This window comes from Pseudomonas sp. FW305-3-2-15-E-TSA4 (genome assembly GCF_058787295.1).
Window position 1 is genome coordinate 36,861 of sequence record NZ_JBYSZP010000022.1, and the last position, 26,987, is coordinate 63,847.

25 protein-coding genes are annotated in these 26,987 nt (G+C 60.7%); 7 read left to right on the forward strand and 18 right to left on the reverse strand.

Annotated features, from left to right (window positions below; genetic code table 11):
* The first annotated feature begins 21 nt into the window (after positions 1-21).
* The 4 genes from AC3WMV_RS25270 (at position 22) to AC3WMV_RS25285 (ending at position 3,391) form a co-directional block, all read left to right on the forward strand.
* Positions 22-831 (forward strand): MetQ/NlpA family ABC transporter substrate-binding protein, encoded by an 810-nt coding sequence (locus AC3WMV_RS25270; RefSeq protein WP_083367342.1) that lies wholly within the window; start codon positions 22-24, stop codon positions 829-831.
* A gap of 2 nt (positions 832-833) precedes the next feature.
* On the forward strand, positions 834-1,955 hold the full coding sequence (locus AC3WMV_RS25275) for a methionine ABC transporter ATP-binding protein (RefSeq protein ID WP_103368650.1): 1,122 nt from the start codon (positions 834-836) through the stop codon (positions 1,953-1,955).
* Complete coding sequence (locus AC3WMV_RS25280) at positions 1,945-2,589, forward strand: methionine ABC transporter permease (protein WP_027611182.1); 645 nt, start codon at positions 1,945-1,947, stop codon at positions 2,587-2,589. The genes AC3WMV_RS25275 and AC3WMV_RS25280 overlap by 11 nt, the downstream gene beginning before the upstream one ends.
* A 172-nt stretch (positions 2,590-2,761) precedes the next feature.
* Positions 2,762-3,391, forward strand: coding sequence for a class I SAM-dependent methyltransferase (locus tag AC3WMV_RS25285; RefSeq protein ID WP_103368649.1), 630 nt, complete (start codon positions 2,762-2,764; stop codon positions 3,389-3,391).
* A gap of 101 nt (positions 3,392-3,492) precedes the next feature.
* On the opposite strand, the gene AC3WMV_RS25290 is transcribed toward AC3WMV_RS25285, so the two are convergent.
* Genes AC3WMV_RS25290 through AC3WMV_RS25300 form a run of 3 tightly spaced genes read right to left on the reverse strand, consistent with a single transcriptional unit; the run spans position 3,493 to position 8,707 of the window.
* Positions 3,493-6,546, reverse strand: coding sequence for an efflux RND transporter permease subunit (locus AC3WMV_RS25290; RefSeq protein WP_027611180.1), 3,054 nt, complete (start codon positions 6,544-6,546; stop codon positions 3,493-3,495).
* Positions 6,543-7,607, reverse strand: coding sequence for an efflux RND transporter periplasmic adaptor subunit (locus AC3WMV_RS25295; protein WP_103368648.1), 1,065 nt, complete (start codon positions 7,605-7,607; stop codon positions 6,543-6,545). Before AC3WMV_RS25295 ends, AC3WMV_RS25290 begins: the two co-directional genes overlap by 4 nt.
* Entirely contained in the window at positions 7,604-8,707 is a 1,104-nt protein-coding gene (locus AC3WMV_RS25300; RefSeq protein ID WP_096797448.1) for an efflux RND transporter periplasmic adaptor subunit, read from the reverse strand. Before AC3WMV_RS25300 ends, AC3WMV_RS25295 begins: the two co-directional genes overlap by 4 nt.
* 202 nt (positions 8,708-8,909) lie before the next feature.
* On the opposite strand from AC3WMV_RS25300, the gene AC3WMV_RS25305 reads away from it, so the two are divergent.
* Positions 8,910-10,106, forward strand: a complete 1,197-nt coding sequence (locus AC3WMV_RS25305; protein ID WP_103368647.1) for an AAA family ATPase — start codon at positions 8,910-8,912, stop codon at positions 10,104-10,106.
* Between the two features lie 120 nt (positions 10,107-10,226).
* Here the strand turns inward: AC3WMV_RS25305 and AC3WMV_RS25310 are convergent, their stop codons facing one another.
* From AC3WMV_RS25310 to AC3WMV_RS25380, 15 genes are all read right to left on the reverse strand, one after another.
* Positions 10,227-11,099: a transporter substrate-binding domain-containing protein gene (locus tag AC3WMV_RS25310; protein WP_103368646.1), complete on the reverse strand. Its 873-nt coding sequence runs from the start codon at positions 11,097-11,099 to the stop codon at positions 10,227-10,229.
* Positions 11,096-11,878, reverse strand: a complete 783-nt coding sequence (locus AC3WMV_RS25315; protein ID WP_103368645.1) for an amino acid ABC transporter ATP-binding protein — start codon at positions 11,876-11,878, stop codon at positions 11,096-11,098. The genes AC3WMV_RS25310 and AC3WMV_RS25315 overlap by 4 nt, the downstream gene beginning before the upstream one ends.
* Positions 11,875-12,534 (reverse strand): amino acid ABC transporter permease, encoded by a 660-nt coding sequence (locus tag AC3WMV_RS25320; protein ID WP_027611174.1) that lies wholly within the window; start codon positions 12,532-12,534, stop codon positions 11,875-11,877. The genes AC3WMV_RS25315 and AC3WMV_RS25320 overlap by 4 nt, the downstream gene beginning before the upstream one ends.
* Entirely contained in the window at positions 12,515-13,180 is a 666-nt protein-coding gene (locus AC3WMV_RS25325; protein ID WP_027611173.1) for an amino acid ABC transporter permease, read from the reverse strand. The genes AC3WMV_RS25320 and AC3WMV_RS25325 overlap by 20 nt, the downstream gene beginning before the upstream one ends.
* A 653-nt stretch (positions 13,181-13,833) precedes the next feature.
* Entirely contained in the window at positions 13,834-14,631 is a 798-nt protein-coding gene (locus AC3WMV_RS25330; RefSeq protein ID WP_027611172.1) for a MetQ/NlpA family ABC transporter substrate-binding protein, read from the reverse strand.
* A gap of 167 nt (positions 14,632-14,798) precedes the next feature.
* Positions 14,799-15,731 (reverse strand): sigma 54-interacting transcriptional regulator, encoded by a 933-nt coding sequence (locus tag AC3WMV_RS25335; RefSeq protein WP_027611171.1) that lies wholly within the window; start codon positions 15,729-15,731, stop codon positions 14,799-14,801.
* Positions 15,732-15,787: 56 nt separating this feature from the next.
* Entirely contained in the window at positions 15,788-16,369 is a 582-nt protein-coding gene (locus tag AC3WMV_RS25340; RefSeq protein ID WP_003220572.1) for an alpha/beta hydrolase, read from the reverse strand.
* A gap of 291 nt (positions 16,370-16,660) precedes the next feature.
* Positions 16,661-17,062 (reverse strand): ExbD/TolR family protein, encoded by a 402-nt coding sequence (locus tag AC3WMV_RS25345; RefSeq protein WP_003220570.1) that lies wholly within the window; start codon positions 17,060-17,062, stop codon positions 16,661-16,663.
* A 1-nt stretch (position 17,063) separates the two neighbouring features.
* Positions 17,064-17,789 carry a MotA/TolQ/ExbB proton channel family protein gene (locus AC3WMV_RS25350; RefSeq protein WP_027611170.1) on the reverse strand — a complete coding sequence of 242 codons (726 nt, stop codon included), beginning with the start codon at positions 17,787-17,789 and terminating at the stop codon, positions 17,064-17,066.
* A gap of 44 nt (positions 17,790-17,833) precedes the next feature.
* Positions 17,834-18,649 (reverse strand): energy transducer TonB, encoded by an 816-nt coding sequence (locus tag AC3WMV_RS25355; RefSeq protein ID WP_103368644.1) that lies wholly within the window; start codon positions 18,647-18,649, stop codon positions 17,834-17,836.
* 274 nt (positions 18,650-18,923) lie between these two features.
* Positions 18,924-19,259, reverse strand: coding sequence for a hypothetical protein (locus AC3WMV_RS25360; RefSeq protein ID WP_103368643.1), 336 nt, complete (start codon positions 19,257-19,259; stop codon positions 18,924-18,926).
* Between the two features lie 50 nt (positions 19,260-19,309).
* Entirely contained in the window at positions 19,310-19,633 is a 324-nt protein-coding gene (locus AC3WMV_RS25365) for a hypothetical protein (protein WP_103368642.1), read from the reverse strand.
* Positions 19,634-19,795: 162 nt separating this feature from the next.
* On the reverse strand, positions 19,796-20,122 hold the full coding sequence (locus AC3WMV_RS25370) for a hypothetical protein (protein ID WP_103368641.1): 327 nt from the start codon (positions 20,120-20,122) through the stop codon (positions 19,796-19,798).
* A gap of 189 nt (positions 20,123-20,311) precedes the next feature.
* Positions 20,312-21,655: an aryl-sulfate sulfotransferase gene (locus AC3WMV_RS25375; RefSeq protein WP_103368640.1), complete on the reverse strand. Its 1,344-nt coding sequence runs from the start codon at positions 21,653-21,655 to the stop codon at positions 20,312-20,314.
* Between the two features lie 23 nt (positions 21,656-21,678).
* Positions 21,679-24,039 carry a TonB-dependent receptor gene (locus AC3WMV_RS25380; protein ID WP_103368639.1) on the reverse strand — a complete coding sequence of 787 codons (2,361 nt, stop codon included), beginning with the start codon at positions 24,037-24,039 and terminating at the stop codon, positions 21,679-21,681.
* A gap of 165 nt (positions 24,040-24,204) precedes the next feature.
* Here AC3WMV_RS25380 and AC3WMV_RS25385 point away from each other — a divergent pair, with 165 nt between their 5' ends.
* Both AC3WMV_RS25385 and AC3WMV_RS25390 read left to right on the forward strand, forming a co-directional pair.
* Positions 24,205-25,149, forward strand: coding sequence for a LysR family transcriptional regulator (locus AC3WMV_RS25385; protein ID WP_027611164.1), 945 nt, complete (start codon positions 24,205-24,207; stop codon positions 25,147-25,149).
* Between the two features lie 215 nt (positions 25,150-25,364).
* Positions 25,365-26,981, forward strand: coding sequence for an alkaline phosphatase family protein (locus AC3WMV_RS25390; protein ID WP_103368638.1), 1,617 nt, complete (start codon positions 25,365-25,367; stop codon positions 26,979-26,981).
* The last annotated feature ends 6 nt before the right edge of the window (positions 26,982-26,987 follow it).

Below are 26,987 nucleotides of genomic sequence, written 5' to 3' on the forward strand. Positions count from 1 at the left end.
GCACTGACTGGAAACCACACCATGACCCAGAAATTCCTGTCCCACCCAGTCAAAGCACTGGCCCTGGCCTTCGGCCTGTTCAGCTCGGCGGTGTTCGCCGCCGATGCACCCCTTAAAATCGGCACCACCGCCGCCTTCGCGATTCCCCTGGAAGCCGCCGTCGAAGAGGCCTCCAAACAAGGCCTGAAAGTCGAGCTGGTGGAGTTCACCGACTGGATCGCACCGAACGTCAGCCTCGCCGCCGGCGACATCGATGTGAATTACTTCCAGCACATCCCGTTCCTCGAAAACGCCAAGGCTGCCTCCGGTTTTGACCTGGTGCCGTTCGCCCCGGGGATCATCAACAACGTCGGCCTCTATTCGAAAAAATACAAAAGCTTCGACGAGTTGCCGGAAGGCGCCAGCGTCGCCATCGCCAACGACCCGATCAACAGCGGTCGCGGTCTGCAACTGCTGGCCAAGGCTGGTCTGATCACCCTGAAACCGGGGGTCGGCTACAAGGCCACCGAAGACGACATCGTCGCCAACCCGAAGAAGATCAAGATCCTGCAAGTCGAAGCCGTGCAACTGGTGCGCGCCTACGATGACGCCGATCTGGTCCAGGGCTACCCGGCCTACATCCGTCTGGCGAAAACCTTCGATGCCGGCTCGGCGCTGCTGTTCGACGGTCTCGACCACAAGGAATACGTGATCCAGTTCGTCATCCAGCCCAAGAGCAAAGACGACCCGCGCCTGATCAAATTCGTCGACATCTACCAGCACTCGCCGGCCGTTCGCGCCGCGCTGGATAAGGCTCACGGCAAGCTGTATCAGGCCGGTTGGGAAAGCTGAACATGACGGCCGCGATCCAACGGCGACTGGAGATTCCAGAGCCAGAAAATGCTGAAAAAACCGAACTGCATCCCGAGCTGAATCGCGCCCACGTGCGCTTCATCGGCCTGGGTAAAACCTACGAAGGTCGACAAGGCCCGGTGGCGGCCCTGCAAGGCATCGACCTCGCGATCCAGCGCGGCGAGGTGTTCGGCATCATCGGGCGCAGCGGCGCCGGCAAGTCGTCGCTGATCCGCACGATCAATCGTCTGGAACAACCGACTGCGGGGCGGGTGCTGATCGATCAGGTCGACATCGGCGAGTTCGATGAAGACAGGCTGGTCACGCTGCGGCGACGCATCGGCATGATCTTCCAGCACTTCAACCTGATGTCAGCCAAGACCGTGTGGCAGAACGTCGAACTGCCACTGAAAGTCGCGGGTGTACCGAAGGCGCAACGCGAGCAGAAGGTTCGTGAACTGCTCGAACTGGTCGGCCTGCAAGCCAAGCACAAGGCCTATCCGGCGCAGCTCTCCGGTGGGCAGCAGCAGCGTGTCGGCATCGCCCGCGCATTGGTGCATGACCCGGACATTCTGCTGTGCGACGAAGCCACTTCGGCGCTCGATCCCGAGACCACTCAGTCGATCCTCGGCCTGCTGCGCGAGATCAATCAGCGCCTGGGCCTGACCATTGTGCTGATCACTCACGAAATGGCGGTGATCCGCGAAATCTGCGACCGCGTGGTGGTCCTGGAACACGGGCGGATCGTTGAGCAAGGCCCGGTCTGGGAAGTGTTCGGCAATCCGCAGCACGAGGTCAGCCAGACCTTGCTCGCGCCGCTGCAACACGCACTGCCGGAAGAATTGCAAAGCCGTCTGCATGCTCAGCCACCCTCCCCGGGCGCGGCGGTGGTGCTGCGTTTGCAGTTCACTGGCAGTGCCGCCGATGAGCCGGATCTGGCAGCGCTGTTCGCCGCCCTCGGCGGACGCGTGAAGTTGCTGCAGGGCGGCGTCGAGCGGATTCAGGGCCACGCGCTGGGACAACTGTTGCTGGCGGTCAGCGGCTCGGCCCTGAGCGCCGAACAATTGCGCGAGCGCGCCGGGCAGTGGGCGCAACGAGTGGAGGTATCGGGTTATGTGGTTTGATCGTTTGCTGCAGGGATTCATCGACACCTTCCTGATGGTCGGCGTGTCGTCGCTGATCGCGTTGCTGGTGGGGATCCCGATGGCGGTGATTCTGGTCACCAGCGACAAGGGCGGGATCTATCAGGCGCCGCTGCTCAACCGGGCGCTGGGCGCGTTCGTGAATCTGTTCCGCTCGATCCCGTTTCTGATTCTGATGGTCGCGCTGATTCCGTTCACCCGGCTGATTGTCGGCACCACGTACGGTGTGTGGGCGGCGGTGGTGCCGCTGACCATCGCCGCGACGCCGTTCTTTGCGCGGATTGCCGAAGTGAGTCTGCGTGAGGTCGATCACGGCTTGATCGAGGCGGCGCAGGCCATGGGCTGCCGACGCTGGCACATCGTCTGGCATGTGCTGTTGCCTGAAGCGCTGCCGGGGATCGTCGGCGGGTTCACGATTACGCTGGTGACAATGATCAACTCGTCAGCCATGGCCGGGGCGATTGGTGCCGGCGGTTTGGGCGATATCGCTTACCGCTACGGGTATCAGCGCTTTGACAGCCAGATCATGCTGACGGTGATTGTGTTGCTGGTGGCTTTGGTGGCGGTGATTCAGTTGGGTGGAGATCGTCTGGCACGGGGCCTGAACAAGCGCTGATTTCAGCAGGGCTCATTCGACGCTTTTGAAACCGCTTTCGCGAGCAGGCTCGCTCCCACATTTGGAATGCGTTCCCCTGTGGGAGCGAGCCTGCTCGCGAATGGCTGCGCAGCAGCCCCAGACCTGATGGCGTATATTCGGCAAATCCTCATTGCCCGCGCAGCCCTCGACCATGAAGCAAACGCCCTCCGATCTGGAACAGATCACCGCCACCACCCTCGGCCACTACAACTCGGTGGCCGAAGACTTCCGCGAAGGCACCCGCGATCACGATGTCAGCCAGAACATCGACGCGCTGCTACGGCACATCCACGGCGCTGCACCGCTCACGATTCTCGATTTCGGCTGCGGCCCGGGGCGCGACTTGCAGGCGTTTACCCGCCTGGGCCATGTCGCGGTCGGTCTCGATGGCGCGGAAAAATTTGCGCAGATGGCCCGCGAAGACAGTGGCTGTGAAGTGTGGTGTCAGGACTTTCTGAAACTCGATCTGCCAGCTGAGCGCTTCGACGGGATCTTCGCCAATGCGGTGCTGTTTCATGTGCCGTTGCAGGAATTGCCGCGAGTGCTCAAGCAGTTGCATGGCACGCTGAAACCGGGCGGGGTGTTGTTCAGTTCCAATCCGCGCGGGGATAACCGTGAGGGCTGGAATGGGCCACGCTACGGCTCATATCACGACCTGGACGCGTGGCGCGGGTTGCTCACGGCAGCGGGGTTTGTCGAGCTGGAGCATTACTACCGGCCGGCGGGATTGCCGCGCGAGCAGCAGCCTTGGCTGGCCAGCGTCTGGCGTAAATCTGCGTAGTCAGTTCTGACGCCTTCGCGAGCAAGCCCGCTCCCACAGTTGGAATGCGTACCTCCTGTAGGAGCGGGCTTGCTCGCGAATAGAGTGCGCAGCACTCGCTTTTAGCGGGTCTCTTTCTGCGGTTCGCGAATCTTGTACCAGGCCACATACAGCGCCGGCAAAAACAGCAGGGTCAGCAACGTCGCCACCACGATCCCGCCAATCATCGCGTAGGCCATCGGCCCCCAGAACACTTCCCGGGCAATCGGGATCATGCCCATGCTCGCCGCCGCCGCGGTCAGCAGGATCGGCCGGCGCCGGTGCTCGGTCGCTTCCACCACCGCATCCCACGGCGCGGAGCCGTTGCGCTCGAACTCATCGATCTGCGTCACGAGGATTACCGAGTTGCGGATGATGATACCGATCAGCGCCAGAATCCCGAGGATCGCCACAAAGCCCATCGGCGTACCGGTGGGCACCAGCGCCAGCACCACGCCGATCAGCCCCAGCGGCGCGACACTCGCCACCAGGAACATCTTCTGCACGCTGTGCAGCTGGATCATCAGGAAGGTCGCCATCAAAAACAGCATCAACGGCAGCACCTTGGCGATCGGTCCCTGGGCCTTGCCGCTTTCCTCGACCGTACCGCCGGTGGCGACTTTGTAGCCGACCGGCAGTTTTTCAGCGAAGGCATCGATCGACGGCTTGAGCAGTTTCACCAGGTCGGTCGGCTGGATCTCGTCACGCACCGAAGCCTTGATGGTGATGGTCGGCAAACGGTCGCGACGCCACACCAGCGGCTGCTCAAGCTCATACCGCACGGTGGCGAAGGCCAGCAGCGGAATCGACGTGCCGTTGGGTGTGACGATCTGCAGGTTCTGCAGGGTTTCCGGCGTGCCGCGTTCCGAGTTCACCGCCCGGCCGACCACGTTGATCAGGTAAATGTCGTCGTTGACCTGGGTCAACGGCGAGCCGCTGACGATGCTGTTCATCAACTTCGCCACATCTTCCGAGGACAGCCCGAGCTGACGCGCCTTGTCCTGGGCGATGTCGATGCGCAGGACTTTGCCCGGCTCGTTCCAGTCGTAAATGATCTCGCCGATGTGTTCGTTCTTGTCCAGCTCGGTCGCCAGATCGATGGCGTGCTTGCGCACCTGATCGATGTCCTTGCCGCTGACCCGATACTGAATCGGACGTCCCACCGGCGGGCCCATTTCCAGCGCCTGCACGTAACTGCCGATGCCGACGAAGTCCTTGTGCAGACGCTCGCGCAAGCGTTGGCTGAGGGCTTCGCGGGCCTCGAAGTCTTTGCTGACGATCACCAGTTGCGCGTAGTACGGGTTCTGCAATTGCTGGTCGAGCGGCAGGTAGAAACGGATCGCGCCCTGACCGATGTAAGTGCTCCAGCGCACGATGTCCGGGTCGCCCTTGAGCGTGGCTTCGAGCTTGTCGACAGCCTTGCGGGTTTCGTCGATCGAGGCGTTTTGCGGCAGGTTCAGATCGACGAGGATTTCCGGGCGGTCGGAGGACGGGAAGAATTGGTTCTGCACAAAGCGCATGCAGAACACCGCCAGCACAAACAGCAGCACGGTGATGCCGATCGCCCACCAGCGGTTGCGCATGCACCACAGCAAACCACCGTTGAACGCCCGACCGATGCGGCCCGGCTCGGCTTCATGGGGTTTCACGTTGGTGCTGAGGATGTGCACGCCGATCACCGGCGCAAAGAACACCGCCACCACCCACGACACCAGCATCGCCACCGCGATCACCGCAAACAGGGTGAAGGTGTACTCGCCGGCGGAGCTGGCATTGAGGCCAATGGGCACGAAACCGGCGACGGTCACCAGCGTACCGGTGAGCATCGGGAACGCCGTCGAGGTGTAGGCGAACGTCGCCGCTTGTTCCTTGGTCTCACCCATTTCCAGGCGCGTGACCATCATCTCCACGGTGATCATCGCGTCGTCCACCAGCAGGCCAAGGGCGATGATCAGCGCCCCGAGGGAAATCCGCTGCATGGTGATGCCGCTGTATTCCATGAACACGAAGACCATCGCCAGCACCAGCGGAATCGAGCAGGCCACCACCAGCCCGGCGCGCACGCCGAGGCTGATGAAGCTGACCACCAGCACGATCACCACCGCTTCGAACAGCGCACTGGTGAAACCGCCGACCGCTTCTTCCACCACCACGGCCTGATCGGACACCGTATGGACGCCGACGCCAACCGGCAAATCAGCGGTGATCTGGTCAATCCGCTGGTGCAGCGCCTTGCCGAATTCCTGGACGTTACCGCCCTTCTGCATGGCAATCGCCAGACCGATTGCCGGCTTGCCATCGAAACGGAATTCCGGCGTGGCCGGGTCAACGTAACCGCGACTGATGTCGGCGACGTCTGCCAGGCGATAGAAGCGGTCATTGAGTTTGAGATTGACCTCGGCCAGATCCTTCTCCGAAGCGAACTGCCCCGAGGTGCGCACCGAAATGCGCTCCGGGCCGGCTTCGATCACCCCCGCCGGGGTCACGGCGTTCTGCGATTGCAGGCTCTGCACCACCTGACGCTGGTCGATGCCCAGCGCGGCGAGTTTGCGGGTGGAGAAGTTCAGGTAAATCACTTCGTCCTGCTGGCCGATCATTTCGATCTTGCCCAGCCCCGGGACGTTGCGGATCTCGGCGCGGGCCTGCTCCACGTAATCGCGCAACTGGCGCATGGTCAGGCCGTCGGCGGTAAACGCGTAGACCGAACCGTACACATCGCCAAACTCGTCGTTGAACCCGGGGCCTTGAATGCCCTGGGGAAACTGGCCGCGAATGTCATCGATCTTCTTGCGCACCTGGTACCAGATCTCTGGAATGTCCTTGGCGCTGGTGGTGTCGCGCAGGTACACGTAAACCGTTGATTCGCCGGGGCGCGTGTAGCTTTTCACGTAGTCGAGGGAGTCGAGCTCCTCGAGTTTTTTCTCGATGCGGTCGGTGACCTGCTTGAGGGTTTCCTCCTGGGTCGCGCCCGGCCATTTGGTCTGGATCACCATGGTCTTGATGGTGAACGAAGGGTCTTCTTCGCGGCCCAGATTGAAGTACGAAAACACCCCCATCAGCAGCGCGACGAACATCAGATACCAGACGAACGACTGATGCTTGAGGGCCCATTCGGAGAGATTGAAAGAGCCTTTCATTGACTGTCCTCGTCGAGTTTCACGGCTTGTCCGGGTTTGAGACTGTTGACGCCTGCGGTGACCACCTGCTCGCCGGATTTGACTCCGCCGGCCAGCACCACCGTGCCGTCGGTACGCCTGATCACGCTGACGTCACGGGGCGCGACGGTTTTGCTTTGGGTGTCGATCACCCAGATGCGGGTCTTGCCATCGGTTTCCTGCAGGGCGGTGGCGGGTAATTCGATGCGCGGCTTGATCGCCGAACTGAGGGTCACGCTGATCGCCGTGCCGAGACGGAAACCCTCCGGCGTGTTGGCCAGGGTCAGCCGCGCGCGGCGGGTGCGCGTGGCGCTTTGGGCCTGCGGTTCGATTTCGCGAATGGTTGCGGTGGTGTTGATGCTCGGGTCGAGTTGCCCGGCCACCAGAAACACCACGTCGGAAGGAATTTCATCGACCAGCGTGTCCGGCAGATCGATCACCGCTTCCTTGATGTCCGGTTGCGCCAGAGTCACCACTTGCTGACCTGCTGTCACCACTTGCCCGGCCTCGGCATTCCACGCGGTGACCACGGCTTTGTGGTCGGCGCGCAGTTCGGTGTAGCCGAGCTGATCCTGGCTCTGATTGACCGCCGCCCGCGCCTGATCGAGCGAGGCCTGGGTGGTTTTCAGGTCGGTGGTGGCGATGTCCAGTTGCGCCTGCGCGCCAACCCCGCGATCGAACAGCGCCTGCTGCCGACGGGCATTGGCCTGGGCGTTGATCAGTTGCGCCTGGACCTTGGCCAGGTCGCCTTGGGCCGAACGCAACTGGTTCTGCTGATCGGACGGGTCGAGGGTCGCCAGCAGCGTACCCTTTTGCACCTCGGCGCCGACATCGACGTTGCGACTGGCAATGCGCCCGCCGACACGGAACCCGGTGTTGCTCTCGTAACGCGCCTGAATGCTGCCGGCGAAACGCCCGAGGGTTTCCTCGTTCAGCGCCTGTACCTTGATCGACAATACCGGCCGAACCGGCTCCGGCGGTGGCTCGCTTTTCGAGCAGGCGGCCAGCAGCACACCAATGGACAACAGCCCCAGACGCTTCATGGCTGCGCTCCCGGTTGCAGACCTTCGTAGGTGTTTTCGGCGATTTCGACTTTCATGCCCGGGTGCAGCAGTTGCCCACCCGCGACAATCACTTTCTCACCGCCCTTGAGGCCGTCGCTGATGATGACCTTGCCGATCAGGTAGCGGCTGACGGTGACGTTGTGCAGCTGCGCTTCGCCCTTGTCGTCAACCATCCACACCGCCGGATCGCTGATGTTTTTGGTCAGCGCCGACCACGGCAATTCCACCGCCGACTTGCCGCTGCCCTTGGCCGTGGCGCTGACCACCGAGCCGAGCTGCATGCCCTGTGGCAGGCTGTCGAGGGTGACCTTGACTTGCACCGTGCCGGACTGCGCCGACACCGCCGGGGTGATTTCGCGCACGGTACCGGTGGTCTTGATGTTGGGGTTGTCGAGCAGGCTGACGACAATCGAACGCTCCGCCGGGCGCTCAGCCAGCAACGATTCATAAACGTTGAACACCGCGTCACGATCGCCATCGCGGGCCAGTTTGAAAATCGGCGCGGTGGCCTGGACCACTTGGCCGACTTCGGCTTGGCGCTCGGTAATGATGCCGGGGGCGTCAGCGACCAGCGAGGTGTAACTGAGTTGATCCTTGGCATTGGCCAGTTGCGCCTGCGCCGCGCTCAGGGCGCTCTGGCTGCTGCGCAAGGCGGCTTGTGCGGAATCGAATTCGCTCTGGCTGGTGTAGCCTTTGGGCAGCAGCTTCTGCTGACGCACGAACGCCGCCGCGCTCTGCTTGACCCGCGCCTGTTCGGCGATGACCTGGGCTTGCGCGGAATCGACGTTGGTCTGCAAATCCTTGGGATCGAGTTTGGCCAGTACCTGCTTGGCGCTGACCCGGTCGCCGACATCCACCATGCGCTGAATGATCTTGCCACCGACCCGGAACGACAGTTCGGTCTGCACCCGCGCCTGCACGTCACCGGTGAGAGTCACGGCAGCGGCATAGTCCGCCGGTTTGACCTCTTGCACAAAGACCCGTGGCAGGTACTCCGCCGGGGCTTCTTTCTTGCCGCAAGCGGTCAGCAACGTGAGCAGGCTCAGCACGACAACTGTTTTCAATCCGGGACTCGCCATGCAGACTCCTTCCTGTGTACGAACGTGCAAGTGACGATACGACTGTGAGCTTAGAACAGGGTTCAACGTTCGCCTGCGTGATCTCCATATTTCCCCTGTAGGAGCTGCCGCAGGCTGCGATCTTTTGACTTTACAAAAGCAAGATCAAAAGATCGCAGCCTTCGGCAGCTCCTACAATGGTCGCCTCAAGAGAAGGATTTTCATGCTCAAGACCCTCGCGGTGGCCAATTACCGCTCGATCAACAAACTGGTGATTCCGCTGGGCCGGCTGAACCTGATCACCGGCCCCAACGGCAGCGGCAAGTCCAATCTCTATCGGGCCTTGCGCCTGCTGGCGGAGACCGCCCAGGGCGGCGTGGTCAATGCACTGGCCCGCGAGGGCGGGCTGGATTCGACGTTCTGGGCCGGCCCGGAAACCATCAGCCGGCGCATGCGCAACGGCGAAGTGACGGTCGAGCCGACGGTGCGTCAGGGCGTCAAACGTCTGCGCCTGGGGTTTGCCGGCGAGGATTTCAGCTATTCGATCAGCCTCGGATTGCCCGACTCCAACGGACATTTCATGCTGCCGGGGGACACTCATCCCAGCCCCTCGCGCTTCAGTCTCGATCCGCAGATCAAACGCGAATGCATCTGGGCCGGACCGCTCTATCGTCCGGCCAGCCTGCTGGTGGATCGCAACGGCCCGATGATTCGCGCCCGCGAAGGCCGCAGCTGGGACGTGCTGGCACAGCACACGCCGAATTTCGACAGTCTGTTCGATCAGATCGGCAGCCTGCGCAGTTCGCCGGAAGTGTTCCAGATGCGCGAGTTCATTCGCCGCTGGCGCTTCTACGATCACTTTCGCAGCGACGCCGACGCCCCGGTGCGCCAACCGCAACTGGGTACGCGCACGCCGGTGCTGCACCACGACGGTCGCGACCTCGCCGCAGCCCTGCAGACCATCAATGAAATCGGCGACCCCGAGGCGTTGCAGGCGGCGATCAGCGACGCGTTTCCCGGCGCAAGACTGAACATCGCACCGCTGGCCGGCGGACGCTTTGCCATCGAGTTCTTTCAGGAGGGGTTGCTGCGGCCACTGTCGGCGGCGGAGCTGTCGGACGGCACCCTGCGTTATCTGTTGCTGATCGCCGCGCTGCTGACGCCACGCCCGCCGTCATTGATGGTGCTCAACGAACCGGAAACCAGTCTGCATCCGGATCTGTTGCCGGCGCTGGCGCGCTTGATCATTCGCGCTTCGCAGGCGTGTCAGGTGTGGGTGGTGTCGCATGCGCGACGGTTGATTTCGGCGTTGCAGGAAGATTCCGAATGCAACTGCATCGTGCTGGAGAAGACGCTGGGGCAGACCGGAATTGTTGGCCAGCGGGTGCTGGATGAGCCGGCGTGGAACTGGCCGGATTGAGCGGCACCTGAGCGAGCGCTTTCGCGAGCAGGCTCGCTCCCACAGTTGGAATGCGTACCCCTGTGGGAGCGAGCCTGCTCGCGAAGAGGACCTTCAGGTCAGCGCAGATTTAACGGCCAATCACCCCTGCCACTTGCCACCCTCGACAATCACACTCTCAGGCTGGGTGTCATCGCTCAGTTCTTTACGCACATATTGGTCATACAGCTTGAGCAGATATTTCTCCTCACCCAACTTGGCCAGCTCGGTATTCACCCAGTCACGCAGCTCGACGTTGCCCTTCTTCACTGCCGGGGCAATCGGTGCTTCGGCGCCGAGTTTTTCGTCCAGCACGCGGTAGCCCGGGTTCTGCTTGGCCCAGCTGAACAGCACCAGATTGTCCTGCGCGTAGGCATCGCCGCGACCGTTGGCCAAGGCTTGCAACGACTCGGAATTTTTCTCGAACTTCAGCAGTTTCCAGTCCGGATGATTCTTGGTCAGCCAGATGTCGGCGGTGGTACCGGTGGTAACGATGGTGGTGCGAGTGGCCAGGTCATCCAGATTTTTTACCGCGCTGCTTTGCGGCACCAGCGCCTGCACCGCGACCTTGAGGTTCGGGTTGGTGAATTCCACCGCCTCCTTGCGCTCCGGGGTCACGGTCATGTTGGCGAGGATCAGGTCGACCTTGTCGCTCTGCAGGAACGGAATGCGGCTCGCCGGTTCCACGGCCACGAACTCGACCTTGTTCTCATCGCCCAACAGATCCTTGGCGAAGCGCCGACCGATATCGGTGTCGAAGCCGACGTAGCGCCCGGCTTCATCGACGAAACCGAACGGTGGCTTGTCGGTGAATACACCGACGATCAGTTTGTCGCGGGCCTTGATCTTGTCCAGGTAACCGGCTGGCGCGGTGCTTGCGCTGGCGACTTTCGGCTTCGGCGGTTCTTCGGTTTTGCTGCAACCGGCAAGCAAGGCAAGGCTGAGCAGAGGCAGTAAAAAAGCGACAGTTTTCATAACAGTTCCAGTTCCTTTGTCGGATTCGTTTGAGGCAGTGTTGCAACGAAGGAGAACTTCTCCAGAAACTGCTGCGCGCGTGCGGTTTGCGGGTTCGTAAAGAAAATCTCGGGCGGGTTCTGTTCAAGGATGCGTCCGGCATCCATGAACACGATGCGGTCGGCCACCGCGCGGGCGAAGGCCATTTCGTGGGTGACGATCAGCAGGGTCATGCCCTCGCGGGCCAGGCCCTGAATCACTTGCAGCACTTCCTTGACCATCTCCGGATCGAGGGCGGCGGTGACTTCATCGAAGAGCATGACCCGCGGGTTCATGCACAACGAGCGGACGATGGCGATGCGTTGCTGCTGGCCGCCGGAGAGCTGGCGCGGGAAGGCGTCGCGCTTGTCCGCCAGGCCCACCCGTTCGAGCAAGGCTTCGGCTTGCTGCTGCGCTTCACGGCGCTGGCACTTTTGCACCTTGAGCGGGCCGAGCAGCAAATTGTCGAGCACGCTCATGTGCGGAAACAGGTGATAACTCTGGAACACCATACCGATCTGCTGACGCACTTCACGCCAGTCGGTGGCCTTGTCCAGCAGCTCGCGCCCGGCAAATTTCAGGCTGCCGCTATGGGCGCTTTCCAGGCCGTTGAGGCAACGCAGCAACGTGCTTTTGCCACAACCGCTGGGGCCGAGGATGACGATCACTTCGCCGCTGCGCACTTGCAGGTCGATGCCGTTGAGCACCTGCTGCTCGCCGTAGAATTTGTTGAAGCCCTGAAACTCGATCAATGCGCTCATGCTTGCGTCCAGCGCCGCTCCAGCACGCGCGAGGCGGCCGACAGCGGGTAGCAGATGAAAAAGAAAAACAGAAACAGTGCGCCGTAGATCAGCACCGATTCGTAGGTGCGCTCGATGATCTGCTGGCCGACCTTGATCACATCGACCACGCCAATCAGCACCGCCAGCGAGCTGGTCTTGATGATCCGCGTGTAGACGTTGATGGTCGGTGGTGTCATGCGTTTCAGCGCCTGCGGCAGCAGCACGTAGACATAGAGTTGCGCCGCATTGAGACCGATCGACAACCCGGCTTCACGCTGCCCGCGCGGCAAAGAATGCAACGCACCGCGCGCCACCTCGCCAACCTCGCTGGCGCCCCACAGCGACAGCACCAGCACCGCGCACCAGAAACTCGGCAGGCTCAGGCCGAAGAAAATCGGCAGACCAAAAAACAGCAGGTACAGCCAGACCAGCACCGGGATCGCCCGGAACAGTTCCAGATAGATCCGCAGGATCGCGTTCAGCCACGCCACGTTGAGCGTGCGCAGTACGCCGTAGAGCACCCCGCCAACGGTGCTGATAGCGATGCTCAGGAACGAGATCGACAGGGTTTGCCCGGCGCCTTTTGCCAATTGCGGCAACGACACCCAGAGCAGTTCAAGACCCGAACTGGCCATGCTGGAGCCTCCTTTCCAGACGACTGAGCAACAGCGACAGCGGCAAGAACAACAGCACGCAGATCAGCGTCAGCACGGCGAGCATTTCGTAGGTTTTGTAATAGAGCGCGATGTAGCTCTTGGTGGTGTAGAGGATTTCCGGCACGGCCACCGCCGAGACCACGGTGGTTTCCTTGAGCAGGAAAATGAAATTGGCGAACAGCGACGGCAAGCTGAGAATCCCCGCTTGCGGCAGGATTACGTAGCGCAGCAACTGGCCGTGGGACAGGCCGATGGAACGCCCCGATTCGAGTTGCGCCTGCGGCACCGCGTCGACGCCCGCGCGCAGCACTTCAGTGAGGTAGGCGCCACCGAGAAACGTCATGGTGATGATTGCCGCGGTGAATCCGGAAACCTGGATGCCGATGGCCGGCAAGGCGAAGTAGACGAAGAACAGTTGAATCAGCAGCGGCGTGTTGCGCGCCAACTCCACATAAAGGCCCACCAGTTTTTGCAGGTACGGTGTGCGGAACACCAGGATCGTTGCATTGAGCAGCGCCACCAGCAGCGACGTGCCGATGGCGATGAACCCGACTTGCAGCGTCACGCCCACAGCCTTGAGAAAGGCCGGCAGGGTACTGAGGATAAATGCGTAATCGAAAGTCATGAAGCATCCTGGACGTCGCTCGGTAAGCGACGGTCATGCAGTCCATGGACAGCGGGTAACTGTCCGGCAGGCGCTGACTTTATAGGTATAAAAACAAGAATTTAAATACCGTTAAAGCATATTGATATCACGCAAAAAACTATCCTGTGGGTTTGCCGGGAAGGAATAAGAAGGCTATTTTCCCTTGCGCTGTAGGAAGGATCTTTTTTGCACGAAAGCCCTCCAAGGACGAACAGCTTTTGGCCAGACTCCCCCGGCCAAACCATTACAAGGAAGACAACATGGACGTAAAAGTGCCGCAGCGACTGGATCCGCAGGACATCGTGAAATTGCTCGTGGCGTTGCGCCGGGCGTTGAAGGCTCAGGTAACCTGAGGTCAGGATCAACAGCACCCTCACCCCAGCCCTCTCCCCGAGGGAGAGGGGGCCGACCGCAGTGTCTGGCGATTAACATCGACCTGAAAGATCGAGTCGATTATGGATTCGGCAGAAAACTTTCACGTCGGTGTACTTCTACAGCATCCCCCAATCAGTCCCCTCTCCCTTTGGGAGAGGGCTAGGGTGAGGGGCTTTTCAACGCACGCACAAAAACGCCGATGACCATCACTGGCCATCGGCGTTTTCATACCTTGAAGGGGTGGTTCAAGCGGCGAATCAGAACGCCGGCAATACCGCGCCGTTGTACTTCTTCTCGATGAACGCTTTGACTTCCGGGCTGGTCAGGGCAGCGGCCAGTTTCTTGATGGCGTCGCTGTTCTTGTTGTCCTCACGGGCCACCAGGAAATTCACGTAAGGCGAGTCAGCGCCTTCGATCACCAGCGCATCCTTGGTCGGGTTCAGCTTGGCTTCCAGCGCGTAGTTGGTGTTGATCATGTCCAGATCAACTTCCTTCAGCACACGTGGCAGCAGGGCCGATTCCAGTTCCTTGAACTTGAAGTTGTGCGGGTTCTTGGCGATATCTTTCGGGGTCGCCAAGGCGTTTTTCGGATCTTTCAGTTCGATCAGACCCGCCTTCTGCAGCAGGATCAGCGCACGGCCGCTGTTGCTGCCTTCGTTCGGGATGGCGATGGTCGCGCCGTCTGGCAGATCAGCCAGTTTCTTGTACTTGCTCGAGTAGCCACCGAACGGTTCAACGTGGACGCCTTGCACGGTCACCAGGTACTTGGACTTGTCGTCCTTGTATTTGCCGGCGTTGAAGCTGTCCAGGTAAGGCTTGGTCTGGAAGTAGTTGGCATCCAGACGCTTCTCGCCAACCTGCACGTTCGGCTGCACGTAGTCGGTGAAGACCTTGATTTCCAGATCCACGCCTTCTTTGGCCAGGGTCGGTTTGATCAGCTCGAGAATTTCCGCGTGCGGCACCGGAGTCGCCGCCACCACCAGTTTCTCGCCGGCCTGGGCCAGGGAAGCAGTCAGAGCAGCCGCCAATGCGGTAAACAACAGAACCTTTTTCATGCAGTGTCCTTATCGAGAATCACGGTCGCGAATGGCGACGGCTATTAATACGAGTGCCAGTGAAGTGCTATCTCTGGCGTGATGCGGACAATACCGGGATTTTTTATTCCCGGACAATAACGTTTATTCACTTTGATATTCCATTTCGTTCATACAGAACCTGACGGCTACAACTGCTGGCTCAAACCAATCAGCAGATCTTTCAAAGCCTTACGTTCGTCGACGCTGCCGCCGATGTTGATTTGTGCCACCAGTCGTTCGATCTGAAGCTGCGGCTCAGACGCTTCGGGCAGGTTCAGGTGCTCCGGCAGGATTTCATCGCCGGTACTGACCAGCAGCGCAAAGTGGATGACGTTTTCCAGCTCACGGGTGTTGCCCGGCCAACTGTGGCGCTCCAGCAGGTGCTGCGCCGCTTCGCTGATCAACGGCACCGGCAGATCAAGGCGCTGGCTGTAGATGCCGAGGAAATATTCCGCCAGCGACAGGATGTCGCCGATTCGTTCGCGCAGGGCCGGCAATTCCAGCTGACCTTCGCTAAGGTAGTGGTAAAGCCGTTCGTGAAATTTCCCCGCGTCCACCGCTTGCGCCAGATCAATGCTGGTTGCCGCCACCAGCCGCACATCCACCGGGCTTGGCTGATGTGCGCCGACGCGGGTGACTTCGTGGTTTTCCAGGGCGGCGAGCAGTTTGATCTGGATCGGCAACGGCAAGTCGCCAATCTCGTCCAGATACAAGGTGCCGCCATTGGCCGAACCGAACCATCCGGCGCGACTGCTCGCCGAACCGGTGTAACTGCCGGCGGCATAACCGAACAGCTCGGCATCGGCGTAAGTAGGACTGATCGCGCCGCAATTGACCGAGACGAACAGACCGCTGCGATCACTGGCTCGGTGAATGTGACGGGCGAGCAACTCTTTACCGGTGCCGGTCTCGCCGCGAATAAGCACCGAGATGGCACGCGGCGCCAGGTGTTCCAGCTCTTCGCGCAACTTGCGGGAGCGGGGATCGACGAACACCAGCGCCTTGGCGCGAATGCTCAGGGGACTTTTTTCCGCATCGGGAAAGGTCAGCAACGGCTGACCGAACGTTTCGAAACTCATGGCAGACTCCCGCCCAGAACCGCCGGCAGACGGGGGCGTTCAAAAAAGAAAAAGGTTCAAGCGCGACGCCGGGCGTGGTGTTCCATGCGGTTCTGCAGGCGGTACAGATAAGCAAAACCCTGCTCCCAACGCTGATGCCCGGACTTGACGTTGATGTGCCCGGCTCCGGCAAGAATTCCCGCCTCGGCGCCCCAGTTGCGCGCCAGCTCCAGGGCACGCGGGGCGCTGACGGCGGCGTCGTTGTCGGAACTGACCACCTGACTGGGGAACGGCAGCAAGTCGGTGGGGATCGGCGCGAAATTGCGCAGTGCAGGCGCGCAGGCCGGACGCTCGACATCCGCCGGCGCCACCAGCAACGCACCGCGCACCTGACGCAGGTATTGCACAGGCGCGGTAGCCGCCCAATGTGCAACGGTGATGCAACCCAGGCTGTGAGCAATCAGGATCACCGGCGTGCTGTCGGCGGCAATCGCTTCGGCCAGCGCCGCAACCCAGTCTTCACGGCGCGGTGTCAGCCAGTCGGCCTGCTCCACGCGTGCGCTGTTGGGCAGGCTGTTCTGCCAGTGGGTTTGCCAATGATCTTCTGGCGATCCTTGCCAGCCCGGCACAATAAGGTAGCGGATTGATTCGTTGCGCATGGGGAGCTCTCCTGCGTCGTGTCTGTTCCTGATCGAGTATAGGGACGGGATTTATATTCGTTAAGGAATAAGAAGCTATTTATTAAGACTCGAAAAGAATATTAAATGCAAACCTGTGGGAGCGGGCTTGCTCGCGAAAGCATCAGCTGCATCGACATAGATGTTGGCTGAGCCACCGCATTCGCGAGCAAGCCCGCTCCCACAATAGGTCGGTGGGGTGGCTGGTTTTGCGGGATAAAAAAAGGGCCGCACCCTGCCAAGGAGACGGCCCCGGAAAAACGTAAATCCTGTTTACCGCGCAGTGATCACCGACAATTTGGTAATCCCCGCCCGCTCGATCGAAGCCATGGCACGCGCCACTTCGCCGTAGTTCACCCCGTCGTCGGCCTGCAATTGCACGCGCACTTCCGGGTCTTTTGCCTTGGCCGATTTGAGGTTGAATTCCAGCAAGTCCGGCTGGATCTCATCCTTGTTGATGAACAGTTTGCCGGCGCCGTCGATGCTCACCACCAGCGGGTCTTTCTGCTCGACCGGCGCCACCGCTTCGGTCTTCGGCAGGTTAATCGGGATCGCGTTGGTCAGCAGCGGCGCGGTGACGATAAACACCACCAGCAGCACCAGCATCACGTCCACCAGCGGTGTCACGTTGATCTCGCTCAGCACCTCGTCGCTGTCTTGTGTGGAGAAGGCCATGTCAGGACGCCTCCTTCACTTTTGTCGCGTTGCCCGGTGCCGCGACCTTGTGCGCCGTCGGGTGGATCAGCACGCGAAACGAGCTCTTTTGCGCCAGGCTGTAGAAGTCGTGGGCGAAGTCATCCAGGTCCGCCGCTGTCAGTTTCAGACGCCGCAAAAAGTAGTTGTAAACCAGCACCGCCGGTACCGCGACGGCGATCCCCACACCGGTGGCGACCAGTGCCGCGCCAATCGGACCGGCGACGGTTTCCAGGCTCGCCGAGCCTGCCGCGCTGATGCCTTTCAACGCCTCCATGATTCCCCACACCGTGCCGAACAGACCAATGAACGGCGAGGTGCTGCCAATACTTGCGACCACTGCCAGACCGGTTTCCAGCGAACGGCGTTCACGGACGATCTGCTGACGCAGGGCACGCTCCAACCGATCCTGATGGTTGATCGCCTGGCTCAGGTCATTGGCCTGCGGCGCCTCACCCACCTGAATCGCCGCGTAACCGGCCTGTGCCACCCGGGCCGCAGCGCCAGGTTGGGTTTCGCTCAACTCAGCGGCGGAATCCAGACTCGACGCTGCCCAGAAGCGTTTATGAAACTTGCGATCCTGCGCCTTCAGACGACCGAACTGCACAGCCTTGAGCAGCGCCAGTCCCCAGGTGGCAACGGAAAAAACCACCAGCAGCCAGATCACCGCGCTTTCGATGGATTCCAGTGGAGAGGCCAGTAACGTCATGATGTATTCCCTCGTGTAAACATTTAGCGCGAATAGGTTTCGGTTTAATGAATCTTGAAATCGATGGGCACGCTGACCCAGCCGTCCTGGGCGACATCACCCTGCTTGGCCGGCACAAAGCTCCACTGTTTGACGGCATTGAGTGCCGCATCGTCGAGCTGTTGCCGACCACTGCTTTTCTGAATCTGGATCTCGCCCGGTTTGCCATTGGCCAACACGTGCACCCTTAACAACACCGTGCCTTCCCAGCCGCGACGCTGGGCCAGCGACGGATATTCCGGCGCCGGGTTCTTCAAATACGCGGCGTTGGCCGAGGCCGGTGTCACTGGCGCGGGAGCCGGTGGCGCGGGCGGTGCCGGGGCGGCAACCGGAGCGGCCGGTTGCGGCGGCGCGGGCGGTTGTTCAACAGCTTTGGGCGCCGTTTTCGGCACCGGTTTGGCCACCGGTTTCGGCTTGGGTTTGGGAATCGGTTTGGGTGGCGGAGGCTTCACCGCCAACTCGTCTTCAACCGGTGGTGGTGGCTCCACGACCGGTGCCGGTGGCGGCGGTTCGACCACCGGCGGCGCGGGTGGCGCCGGCCGCGAAAACTCGATGGTCATCGGCGGAATTTCCGGCGGCACGATTGGCAACGCCGGCGTCGGATGCTGGTTGATCCAATAGATCACCGCGCCGTGCACCAGCAGCGCCAGCACGCCGAGCAGAATGGTTTCACGGCGGCTCAGAATGCCCTTGGGCGCACGCTGCAAACGCAGCTGCCCCAGCGGCACACGATGCGGCCGGCCGAGATCGACCAGTTCGCCACTCGGCGTCTGACGCCACAGCAATTCCTGTGCGCTGGCGGCGGTCTGGACATTGCCCATTGATTCACTCCCTGCGGTCTTTTTGCGAAGTACCCGACAGGTCGCCGCAAACATCCCCCGGGCGACCGGTCGTTGGGTGAATCATTGGAGCAATCGCTTATCTCCGAAAGTAACTTTTATCGATGTGTTTAGATTTTTTACGAATATAGGTTTTCGTAGATTGTCGCAAAGCCACGGCCTGCAAGGGCTGGCGCCGAGGGCTGAATTTACAATGCTTTTCAAGCATGAAAATTATTCGGCGAAGGCATGCGAAACCCGCTCATTTCGCGCTTCTTCAGCGGTTTTGCCGGATGAATTCCAGGCCATTCAACCCGGTGTTGCCCATCATGTCCGCCGCGCTGCCCAGTGCCCGCAAGCGTGTGTAGGCCTGATCGGGCGAGAACATCACCCAGGCATGCGCCGTGCCATCGGCCGTCAGCGTATTGAAAGAGATAGCGACCGGGCCTGTTGAAAAGCCATGCCTGAAATGAAAATTGCCAAATGCGATCGGGTAATCGGTGCCGGACACGGACAACGTGCCGGTGAAACTGCCGGTGCGGTCATCGCCCTCGGTCAGGGTCAAGGTTGTATCTGAAGGTTCATGACGATAAACGCCATTGATCGTGGACATGTGCAGCATCCTTGCTTGTGTTTGAGAAGAAATCTGGCGCTGGCTGCGCCTCATGCGTGGCGAACGAAGTCGCCCGGCAGGCTGCTGACCACGCCGTCATAGGTAACGCGCACGCAGTGCCCCTGCAGTTCATGAGTGCCGCGACTTGGCGAGAACAGGGTCAGGGCGAAATAACCGTGATCCTGGTTATTGGCAATCAGCGTGACCACGGTTGGCGGCTGGTAGCCGTTGAGGCTGGCATAACGGCCACTGACAATGCCGTAGTTGATGCCGTGGTGATGCAACGTGCCGCCGAAGACCCCGGTGCGGTCATCGGAATCGACAATGGTCAGAGAGGGCCCATCGAGGGTGTTGGAATAAAGCGCGTTTTGCATGTAAGCGTCCTGCTCGAATGATTGAGTTCACCTCGAGCTTAGAATCAGACGCCAGCAAACGCTGTCATCCATAGGAAGCGCAACCAACATGAAAATGACTTATTTCATGTAAGAAAAAAGCCGCCAGGCTCAATAGCATGACGGCTTTTTTGTGACACAAAATTACTGTTTAACAAACTCTCCAGCCAGACTAACAACATCACCATCAAAGTTGGTGCGCGAACCCGCCGCACGAACTTTCGAATAGGTGTGATCCGGCGAGAACAGCGCCCAGGATTGATAACCCGTGCCGTCATTCAGAGCCGCGAAGGTGATGATCGTAGGCTGCCCGGTGCTGTTCTGGAAATGGTAATGCCCGTAAGCGATGTCGTAGTTCACGCCGTTCTGGTTCAACTTGCCGCTGAAGGTGCCGTTGGAGTCGTTGCCATCGGTAATCGTCAGTTTGGCGCCAGCGTTAGCGTTTACATAAATTCCATTAATGCTCGACATAACGTGATTTCCTTTATCGTTGGATAAGTGTCTTCCGATGAGAGCAAGTTCCCTCCTGGAAACTCACGACACTCAGGATGGTTGGCCATTCACTTATTGTCCACGCGACTTTTCAACGAAATTGCAATAAGCACTATTCATCTCGCACATAACTTATCGCGATTCACTCGAGCATTAATTCCATTTCAACTAACGACTGGCACTGGTCTGCTGCGCCGCCGATGCCGGGGCAATCACGGCGGTCTCGGAGCGCGGCGTACCCTTCGGCACCCAGTCGTAACTCACAGGCAACGCCCGATAGACCCAGTTGCTGATCGCGTCGCTGCCCGGTGCTTTACCCAGATAAGGACTGACGTATTCCCAGACGTTTTCGCCGCCGGCCGTGACCTGGAAAAAGCGCCCGTTCATGCCTTCGTCGATCAGCGTATTGCCGTTGGGCAAACGTCGCGCGCTGCTGATGAACGAGCTATAGAACGCCCACCCCGGCTGCTTCGAATTCGCCGCGCTGTACTGCCAGACGATTTCATTTTTCTGCGGGTCGATTTCCAGCACTCGCGAGCCGGAAATCAGCCCGAGGGTGACGTTCGGATACCCCGCCGAACCCTGGTTGTCGAACACCAGCAGGTTGCCCGCACCGGGCAGCCCGACAGGGATGATGTGCGCGTCGTGCTGGCCGACAAATTGATCCACCGGACGCGGCAGTTTCTGTGCGGTTTTCGGGTTGATCAGCGGCAGGTTCGGGCCGAGGCGCCAGACCACTTTGCCGCTGTGTTTGTCGATGATTGCGATGAAGTTGGCGTTGCGTGAATCGAGCAACAGGTTGTCTGGATTGAAGCGCTTGTCCCCGGCATCGAACCACTTGTTCGGCCCGACCACGCTGAGGTTGTTGATGTGCAGGTAATCCGGGTTGTCGCTGGCGCGCACCAGCTTCAGTTGCTCCGGGGTGAAGCCGAATTCGTTCAGGTGTTCCGAGGCCAGCCACTGCCATTTCACCTGCCCGTCGGGGCTGATTTCATAGATTGCATCGTCGATCACCTCAGGGACTTTGAAGCCTTTGACCTTATGCACCTTGTTCGCCAGCACCACGGTGTTGCCGTTGCTCAGGCGTCGCTGATCATGGTGTTGCTGCGCTGCGCCGCCGGGCGCCTTGTCGCCCCACTGCCAGACCACTTTGCCGTTCCAGTCCAGCTCGCCGACGCTCTGATTGCCCAGGCCGTTACCGGCGGAGCCGAGCTTGCCCGGATCCTTGTCGCTCAGTTGCAACAGCACATGCCCGCGCTCGCCGCCGACCAGTTGCGGGTCGATGATCGCCGACGGAAACCCCGCCTGCGGCCAGGTTTTCACCTCGTTGCCGTTCATGTCGATCAGGTGCGTCTGCTTGTCGGCACCACTGAAAATCACGTATTGGTTGAACGCCTTGTTCGGGTCGTAGCGGGTGACGCCGGTCGGGTACACGCTGGGTGCGGCGAACACCGAGGTACTCAACGCTGCGCCGGATAACAACAGCGCTAAAGCGGTTTTGCCTGGCAACATGATGCAGCTCCTTGAATGACAGATCAGAAGTCGTAGCGACCGGTAACGCCGAGGGTGCGCGGCGTACCGAGCAGGCCTTCATAACCGCCGTTGCCGCCGGTCCACAGGGTCGTGTAGTAGGTCTTGTCGAAGGCGTTTTTCAGCCACAGCGAAACGTCCCACTGGCCCTGATTGAAATCGCCGCGCAGACCGGTGGACAGGTTGACCACCGCGTAGCTCGGGATCTGCCCGTAGTCGGAATCTTCGACCGTGCCCACCGCTTTGGAGCGGAACGCGTAGCTGCCGGTGACGTAGGGTTGCAGACCGTTGGCCAGATTCCATTCGTATTTGCCGTTGGCGTTGCCGATCCATTTCGACGCGCCGACCACCTGGTGCCCGCTGAGGTCGCAGGACGCCGGTGCGCCCGGTGCCTGGCTGACTTCCGGTGGGCACGGCGCATCTTTGTACGAGAGGTAGCTGACGTCGTTGTACGAGCCGTTGAAGTTCAGGGTCAGGCCGCGCAACGGGATCACCGTGCTTTCGAATTCGACGCCGCGCGAGCGCACCGAGCCGGCGTTGGTCAGGTATTGCACGCGGTTGACGTCGTCGTAGGCGTTGGTCTGATAGGCGTTGACCTGAGTCCAGAAAACGTTGGCGTTGAGCTGCAGACGCCGGTCCCACAAGGTGCTTTTGAAACCGAGTTCGGCGTTGTTGGCGCGCTCGGTGCCGATCAGCAGCGAGTCGGCGCCGGCGGTTGGCGCCGAACCCACTGCGAGGTTCACCCCACCGGATTTTTCGCCGTGGGACAGCGTGGCGTAGCCGAGTAGATCATCGGTGATGCGATAGCTGAGGTTGAGCAATCCGGAGGGGCTTGAGCTGTACTGATTCAGATCGCCGGAATCGTATGCACCAGTGCGTCCGCGGCGTGCCGTGGCCGCTGCGCCGGTGACAGTGGCACCACCGACCGGCGCATCGCGGGTGACCCAGGCGTTCTTCTCTTCATAGGTGCCGCGCACCCCGGCGGTGAAGTCCAGGCGCTCAGTGAGGTGCCAGGTGCCTTGGGCGAACAGGGCGAAGCTGTCGGTCTTGATGTGGCCGTTGCCGACGCTGCCGACGTTGGCCAGCGCACCGCGTGGCGTGCCGTTCCAGATGTCGGCCTGCGGGCCGTAATAGGCGAAGGATTTGTTGTCCAGATCCGAGCCGAAGTAGTAAGCGCCCACCACGTAATCGAAGAACTCGCCCTTGGGCGAGGCCAGACGAAATTCCTGCGAGTACTGTTTGTCTTCGACCGAAACCCCGGCATTGTAGGTCGCCGCAACGTTGAGACCGTCGTCGTTGGCCGGGGTGAAATTCCAGAAGCGATAGGAGCTGATCGAGGTCAGGGTGAAATCGCTCGGCAGCGTCCAGTTGGCCTCCACCGACGTGCCGCCCTGATGCACGGTGACGTGCTGGTCGTTGTCCAGATTGACCTTGCGGTGCGAGCCGTTGACCAGCGTCGCGCCGGCGGCATTGGCCCGCGATTGGTAGAGGTTGACGCCGTTGATGGTCGGTCCGGTGTTGTACAGCACGCGCGTGCCGGCGCTGGAGTCCTCTTCGTTGTAATCGCCGATCCAGCGCAGATTGAAATCTTCGTTGGGCTTGAACAGCAATTGCGCACGGAAGCCATCGCGCGAGCCTCCGTTCAGCTCATGGCCGTTGTATTCGTTCTTTATATCGCCGTCGCTGCGGGTGCGATAGGCCGAAAAGCGCCCGGCCAGTTCATCGTTGATCGGCCCGGAAATGGTGCCCTTGGTCTGGAAGTAGCCGTCCTCGCCGAACGAGGTTTCGATGCTGCGCTCAGGGGTGAACGTCGGTGCGCGTGTGCTGATGTTGATCACCCCTGCGGTGGTGTTCTTGCCGAACAGCGTGCCCTGCGGCCCGCGCAGGACTTCGAGCTGTTCGATGTCCATCAGGTCGAACACCGCCATCCCCGGACGACCCAGATACACGTTATCGATGTACAGACCGACGCTGCCTTCCAGGCCGTCGCTCGCCGGGTTGTTGCCCAGGCCACGAATCGACACGCTGGACTGGCGCGCGTGCATGTAGGCGACGTTGACGCTCGGCACCAGTTGCTGCAAATCCTGAATCCGGTAGACCCGCTGCGTCTCCAGATTCTGCCCGCTGACCACGCTCATCGGCGTCGGCACGTCTTGCGAACTTTCTTCGCGCCGGCGCGTGGTGACGGTCACGGTTTCCAGCTGCGAGCTGTTGGCCGCCGGTTTGCCGGCCGGCGCCGGTGGCGGTGCTTCGGCCTCGTCGGCGTAGCTGTGAGTCCAGCTGGCGCTCCCCGCCAGCAACAGGGCCAGAGGCAGGCGTTTGAGCCGTCGTGGCGTTAAGGGTGACGCAAGGTTCAACGGACTCATGGCGCGGCTCCTGGTCAAAAAACACACAGACATCTTCAGCGCTGCATATTCTTTTCGGTTATTTATTTATGGATTTACAAATATTTACTGCATAAGAGATTGCCTTTATAAGGAGTCGACCTAATGCATATCCAATGCATTTCCCGGATATTTTTTATGTGAAAAATGCATATCGACTTGCGCCAACTTCGTCACTTCATCGCCCTCGCCGAACAACGCAGCTTCGTCGCCGGCGCGCAGGCGGTGAACCTGTCGCAGTCGGCGTTCAGCCGCAGCATTCAGGCGCTGGAACACAGCGTCGGCTGTCAGTTGGTCGATCGCGGGCGCAAGGATCTGCCGCCGACCAAGCAGGGTCAGGTGCTGCTCGAACATGCACGGCGACTGGTCAGCGGCGCGCAGCAGATGGCCAACGAGATCAGTCAGTTCAATGGTCTGGAGGCGGGCGAGTTGCGCTTCGGTTGCGGCCCGGCGCCGGCGGCCGGATTGATCCCGCGCGCGATCGGCGCGTTCATCGGGCGCTACCCGAAAGCGCGGGTGCAATTTCAGGTCGATGACTGGCAGAGCCTGAGCAAACGCCTGCTCAGCGAGGAGTTCGAGTTCTTCGTCGCCGACACTCGACACTTCGAGGCCGATCCGGATTACCTGACGTACCGCTTGCGGCCGCGCAAATGGCATTTCTGTTGCCGTGCCGGGCATCCGTTAGCGGCATTTGAACGGGTTTCGGCCGAGCAATTGATGAGCTATCCACTGGCAGTGAGCATTCGTCCGCCGAACTTGCGCAAGGTCATCGTCGACCTCAGCGGCCGCCCGGATTTCACGCCGAATGTGGAATGCGAAAACAGCTCGAGCCTGCTCAGCGTGGTGCTGCGTTCGGATGCGATCGGCATTGTCGGGGCGTATTCAGATGCGCTGCATCAGGCCAAGGGTGAGCTGGTGTGTTTGCGGATCGACGGCCTGGCGGATGATCTGGAAGAGCTGTACACCCGCTATGGGATTGTCAGTCGGGCGGGGTATCGCTTGTCGCCGCTGGCCGAGGCGATGATTGAGCAGATCAAGGCGATTGATGCGGTGGATGAGGAGGTGTGTTCGCTGGAGAATTTTGCAGTCTGATCCACCGCCTTCGCGAGCAGGCTCGCTCCCACAGAGTTAGCGTCGATCACAAATTCTGCGCTCACCACAATCCACTGTGGGAGCGAGCCTGCTCGCGAAGAGGCCGTTACAGGCGCCAATGCAATCCCCGCATAAAACCCATTCCCCAAATGCACTTGCCGAACACCCCCGCCGAAAGCGACAACCCTCGCCTGTCTTTCTGACCGGTGAATCTCATGTCCAATCCGCAAAACCCTGTGCGCAATGTGCTGTACATCATGTGCGATCAGCTGCGCCGCGATTACCTGTCCTGTTACGGTCATCCGCATCTGCACACGCCGAACATCGATCGCCTGGCCGCCGCTGGCGTGCGCTTCAGCCGCGCTTACACCCAGGGCACGATCTGCGGCCCGTCGCGGATGTCGGCCTACACCGGGCGCTACGTCAGCAGCCATCAGGTCACGTGGAACGCCGTGCCGTTGCCGCTGGAAGAACTGACGATCGGTGATTACCTGCGCCCCCACGGCATCCGCACCGCGCTGGTCGGCAAGACCCACGCCACGGCCAATGTCGACGCCCTGCAGCGTCTGGCGATCAACCCGGACAGCGCGCAGGCCGAAGCGCTCAACGAGGTCGGTTTCGAGCCGTACTTCCGCCACGACGGAATCTTCCCCGACGACCCGCTGTTCGACGACAAACGCGAGTCCGCGCCCTACACCCATTACCTGCGCGAGCAGGGCTTCGCCGGGCGCAACCCCTGGCACGACTGGGCCAACGCCGCCGAAGGCGAGAACGGCGAAATCCTCAGCGGCTGGCACATGCGTCATGCGCATTTGCCAGCGCGAATTCCCGAGCAGTTCTCAGAGACTGTCTACACTACAAATCGAGCCATCGACTTCATCACCGAGCAAGGTGAGAAATCCTGGTGTTTACACCTCTCCTACATCAAACCGCACTGGCCCTACATCGTACCGGCGCCATACCACGCCTTGTACAGTACGAAATCGATTCTCGAACCGGTCCGCGCGACGCCCTCCGAAGCGAGCAAACACCCCGTATACGCGGCGTTTCGCCAGCATGAGGAAAGCCTCAACTTCTCCCGTGATTCAGTACGATTGAATGTAATCCCCACCTACATGGGCCTGATCAAGCAAGTGGATGATCAGCTCGGGCGGCTGTTCGATTTTCTGCAGAGCAACGGTCGTTGGGATGACACCTTGATCGTGTTCACCAGCGATCACGGCGACTTTCTCGGCGACCACTGGCTGGGCGAGAAGGAGTTTTTGCTGGAACAGGCAGTGGGCGTGCCATTGATCGTGCGCGACCCGCGCACGGCGGCGGACATCACCCGGGGCACGGTGGATGAGCGGCTGGCGGAAACCATTGATGCCTTGCCAACGTTTCTCCAGGCGCTGGGCCTTGCGGGCGCCGAGCATCGCCTGGAAGGACGCTCGCTGATCCCGCTGTTGCACGGCGAAAATCCCGACTGGCGCCGCTACGCCATCAGCGAATACGACTACGCCTTCCAGGCCCCGGCACGCGAGCGACTTGGCCAGCCGATCGACCGCTGCCGCATGACCATGGTGCGCAGCGAGCGCTGGAAATACCTGGCGTACGACGGCTTCCGGCCGCAGTTGTTTGATCTGCTGAATGATCCGCAGGAGTTGCGCGATCTGGGTGATGATCCTGATTACGCTGCAGTGCGCGAGGAGCATGCGGGATATCTGTTCGAGTGGGTACGCGGCTTGAAGCGGCGGACCACGATCAGTCATCAGGAGATTGATTTGCGTGGACAGCGGTTTCGCTATGGCGAGCCGGAGACCGAGAAGGTCGTGCAGATTGGCGTTTGGTGAATTAAA

Excerpts from the sequence above, each read along its gene's own strand:
- AC3WMV_RS25355 (WP_103368644.1), bottom strand. The coding sequence starts at position 18,649 with ATGGGCAATGTCCAGACCGCCGCCAGCGCACAGGAATTGCTGTGGCGT.
- AC3WMV_RS25275 (WP_103368650.1), top strand. The coding sequence starts at position 834 with ATGACGGCCGCGATCCAACGGCGACTGGAGATTCCAGAGCCAGAAAAT.
- AC3WMV_RS25305 (WP_103368647.1), top strand. The coding sequence starts at position 8,910 with ATGCTCAAGACCCTCGCGGTGGCCAATTACCGCTCGATCAACAAACTG.
- AC3WMV_RS25360 (WP_103368643.1), bottom strand. The coding sequence starts at position 19,259 with ATGTCCACGATCAATGGCGTTTATCGTCATGAACCTTCAGATACAACC.
- AC3WMV_RS25350 (WP_027611170.1), bottom strand. The coding sequence starts at position 17,789 with ATGACGTTACTGGCCTCTCCACTGGAATCCATCGAAAGCGCGGTGATC.
- AC3WMV_RS25385 (WP_027611164.1), top strand. The coding sequence starts at position 24,205 with ATGCATATCGACTTGCGCCAACTTCGTCACTTCATCGCCCTCGCCGAA.
- AC3WMV_RS25295 (WP_103368648.1), bottom strand. The coding sequence starts at position 7,607 with ATGAAGCGTCTGGGGCTGTTGTCCATTGGTGTGCTGCTGGCCGCCTGC.
- AC3WMV_RS25325 (WP_027611173.1), bottom strand. The coding sequence starts at position 13,180 with ATGACTTTCGATTACGCATTTATCCTCAGTACCCTGCCGGCCTTTCTC.
- AC3WMV_RS25310 (WP_103368646.1), bottom strand. The coding sequence starts at position 11,099 with ATGAAAACTGTCGCTTTTTTACTGCCTCTGCTCAGCCTTGCCTTGCTT.
- AC3WMV_RS25330 (WP_027611172.1), bottom strand. The coding sequence starts at position 14,631 with ATGAAAAAGGTTCTGTTGTTTACCGCATTGGCGGCTGCTCTGACTGCT.
- AC3WMV_RS25370 (WP_103368641.1), bottom strand. The coding sequence starts at position 20,122 with ATGTCGAGCATTAATGGAATTTATGTAAACGCTAACGCTGGCGCCAAA.
- AC3WMV_RS25320 (WP_027611174.1), bottom strand. The coding sequence starts at position 12,534 with ATGGCCAGTTCGGGTCTTGAACTGCTCTGGGTGTCGTTGCCGCAATTG.
- AC3WMV_RS25375 (WP_103368640.1), bottom strand. The coding sequence starts at position 21,655 with ATGTTGCCAGGCAAAACCGCTTTAGCGCTGTTGTTATCCGGCGCAGCG.
- AC3WMV_RS25270 (WP_083367342.1), top strand. The coding sequence starts at position 22 with ATGACCCAGAAATTCCTGTCCCACCCAGTCAAAGCACTGGCCCTGGCC.
- AC3WMV_RS25285 (WP_103368649.1), top strand. The coding sequence starts at position 2,762 with ATGAAGCAAACGCCCTCCGATCTGGAACAGATCACCGCCACCACCCTC.
- AC3WMV_RS25340 (WP_003220572.1), bottom strand. The coding sequence starts at position 16,369 with ATGCGCAACGAATCAATCCGCTACCTTATTGTGCCGGGCTGGCAAGGA.
- AC3WMV_RS25345 (WP_003220570.1), bottom strand. The coding sequence starts at position 17,062 with ATGGCCTTCTCCACACAAGACAGCGACGAGGTGCTGAGCGAGATCAAC.
- AC3WMV_RS25315 (WP_103368645.1), bottom strand. The coding sequence starts at position 11,878 with ATGAGCGCATTGATCGAGTTTCAGGGCTTCAACAAATTCTACGGCGAG.
- AC3WMV_RS25390 (WP_103368638.1), top strand. The coding sequence starts at position 25,365 with ATGTCCAATCCGCAAAACCCTGTGCGCAATGTGCTGTACATCATGTGC.
- AC3WMV_RS25290 (WP_027611180.1), bottom strand. The coding sequence starts at position 6,546 with ATGAAAGGCTCTTTCAATCTCTCCGAATGGGCCCTCAAGCATCAGTCG.
- AC3WMV_RS25380 (WP_103368639.1), bottom strand. The coding sequence starts at position 24,039 with ATGAGTCCGTTGAACCTTGCGTCACCCTTAACGCCACGACGGCTCAAA.
- AC3WMV_RS25280 (WP_027611182.1), top strand. The coding sequence starts at position 1,945 with ATGTGGTTTGATCGTTTGCTGCAGGGATTCATCGACACCTTCCTGATG.
- AC3WMV_RS25335 (WP_027611171.1), bottom strand. The coding sequence starts at position 15,731 with ATGAGTTTCGAAACGTTCGGTCAGCCGTTGCTGACCTTTCCCGATGCG.
- AC3WMV_RS25300 (WP_096797448.1), bottom strand. The coding sequence starts at position 8,707 with ATGGCGAGTCCCGGATTGAAAACAGTTGTCGTGCTGAGCCTGCTCACG.
- AC3WMV_RS25365 (WP_103368642.1), bottom strand. The coding sequence starts at position 19,633 with ATGCAAAACGCGCTTTATTCCAACACCCTCGATGGGCCCTCTCTGACC.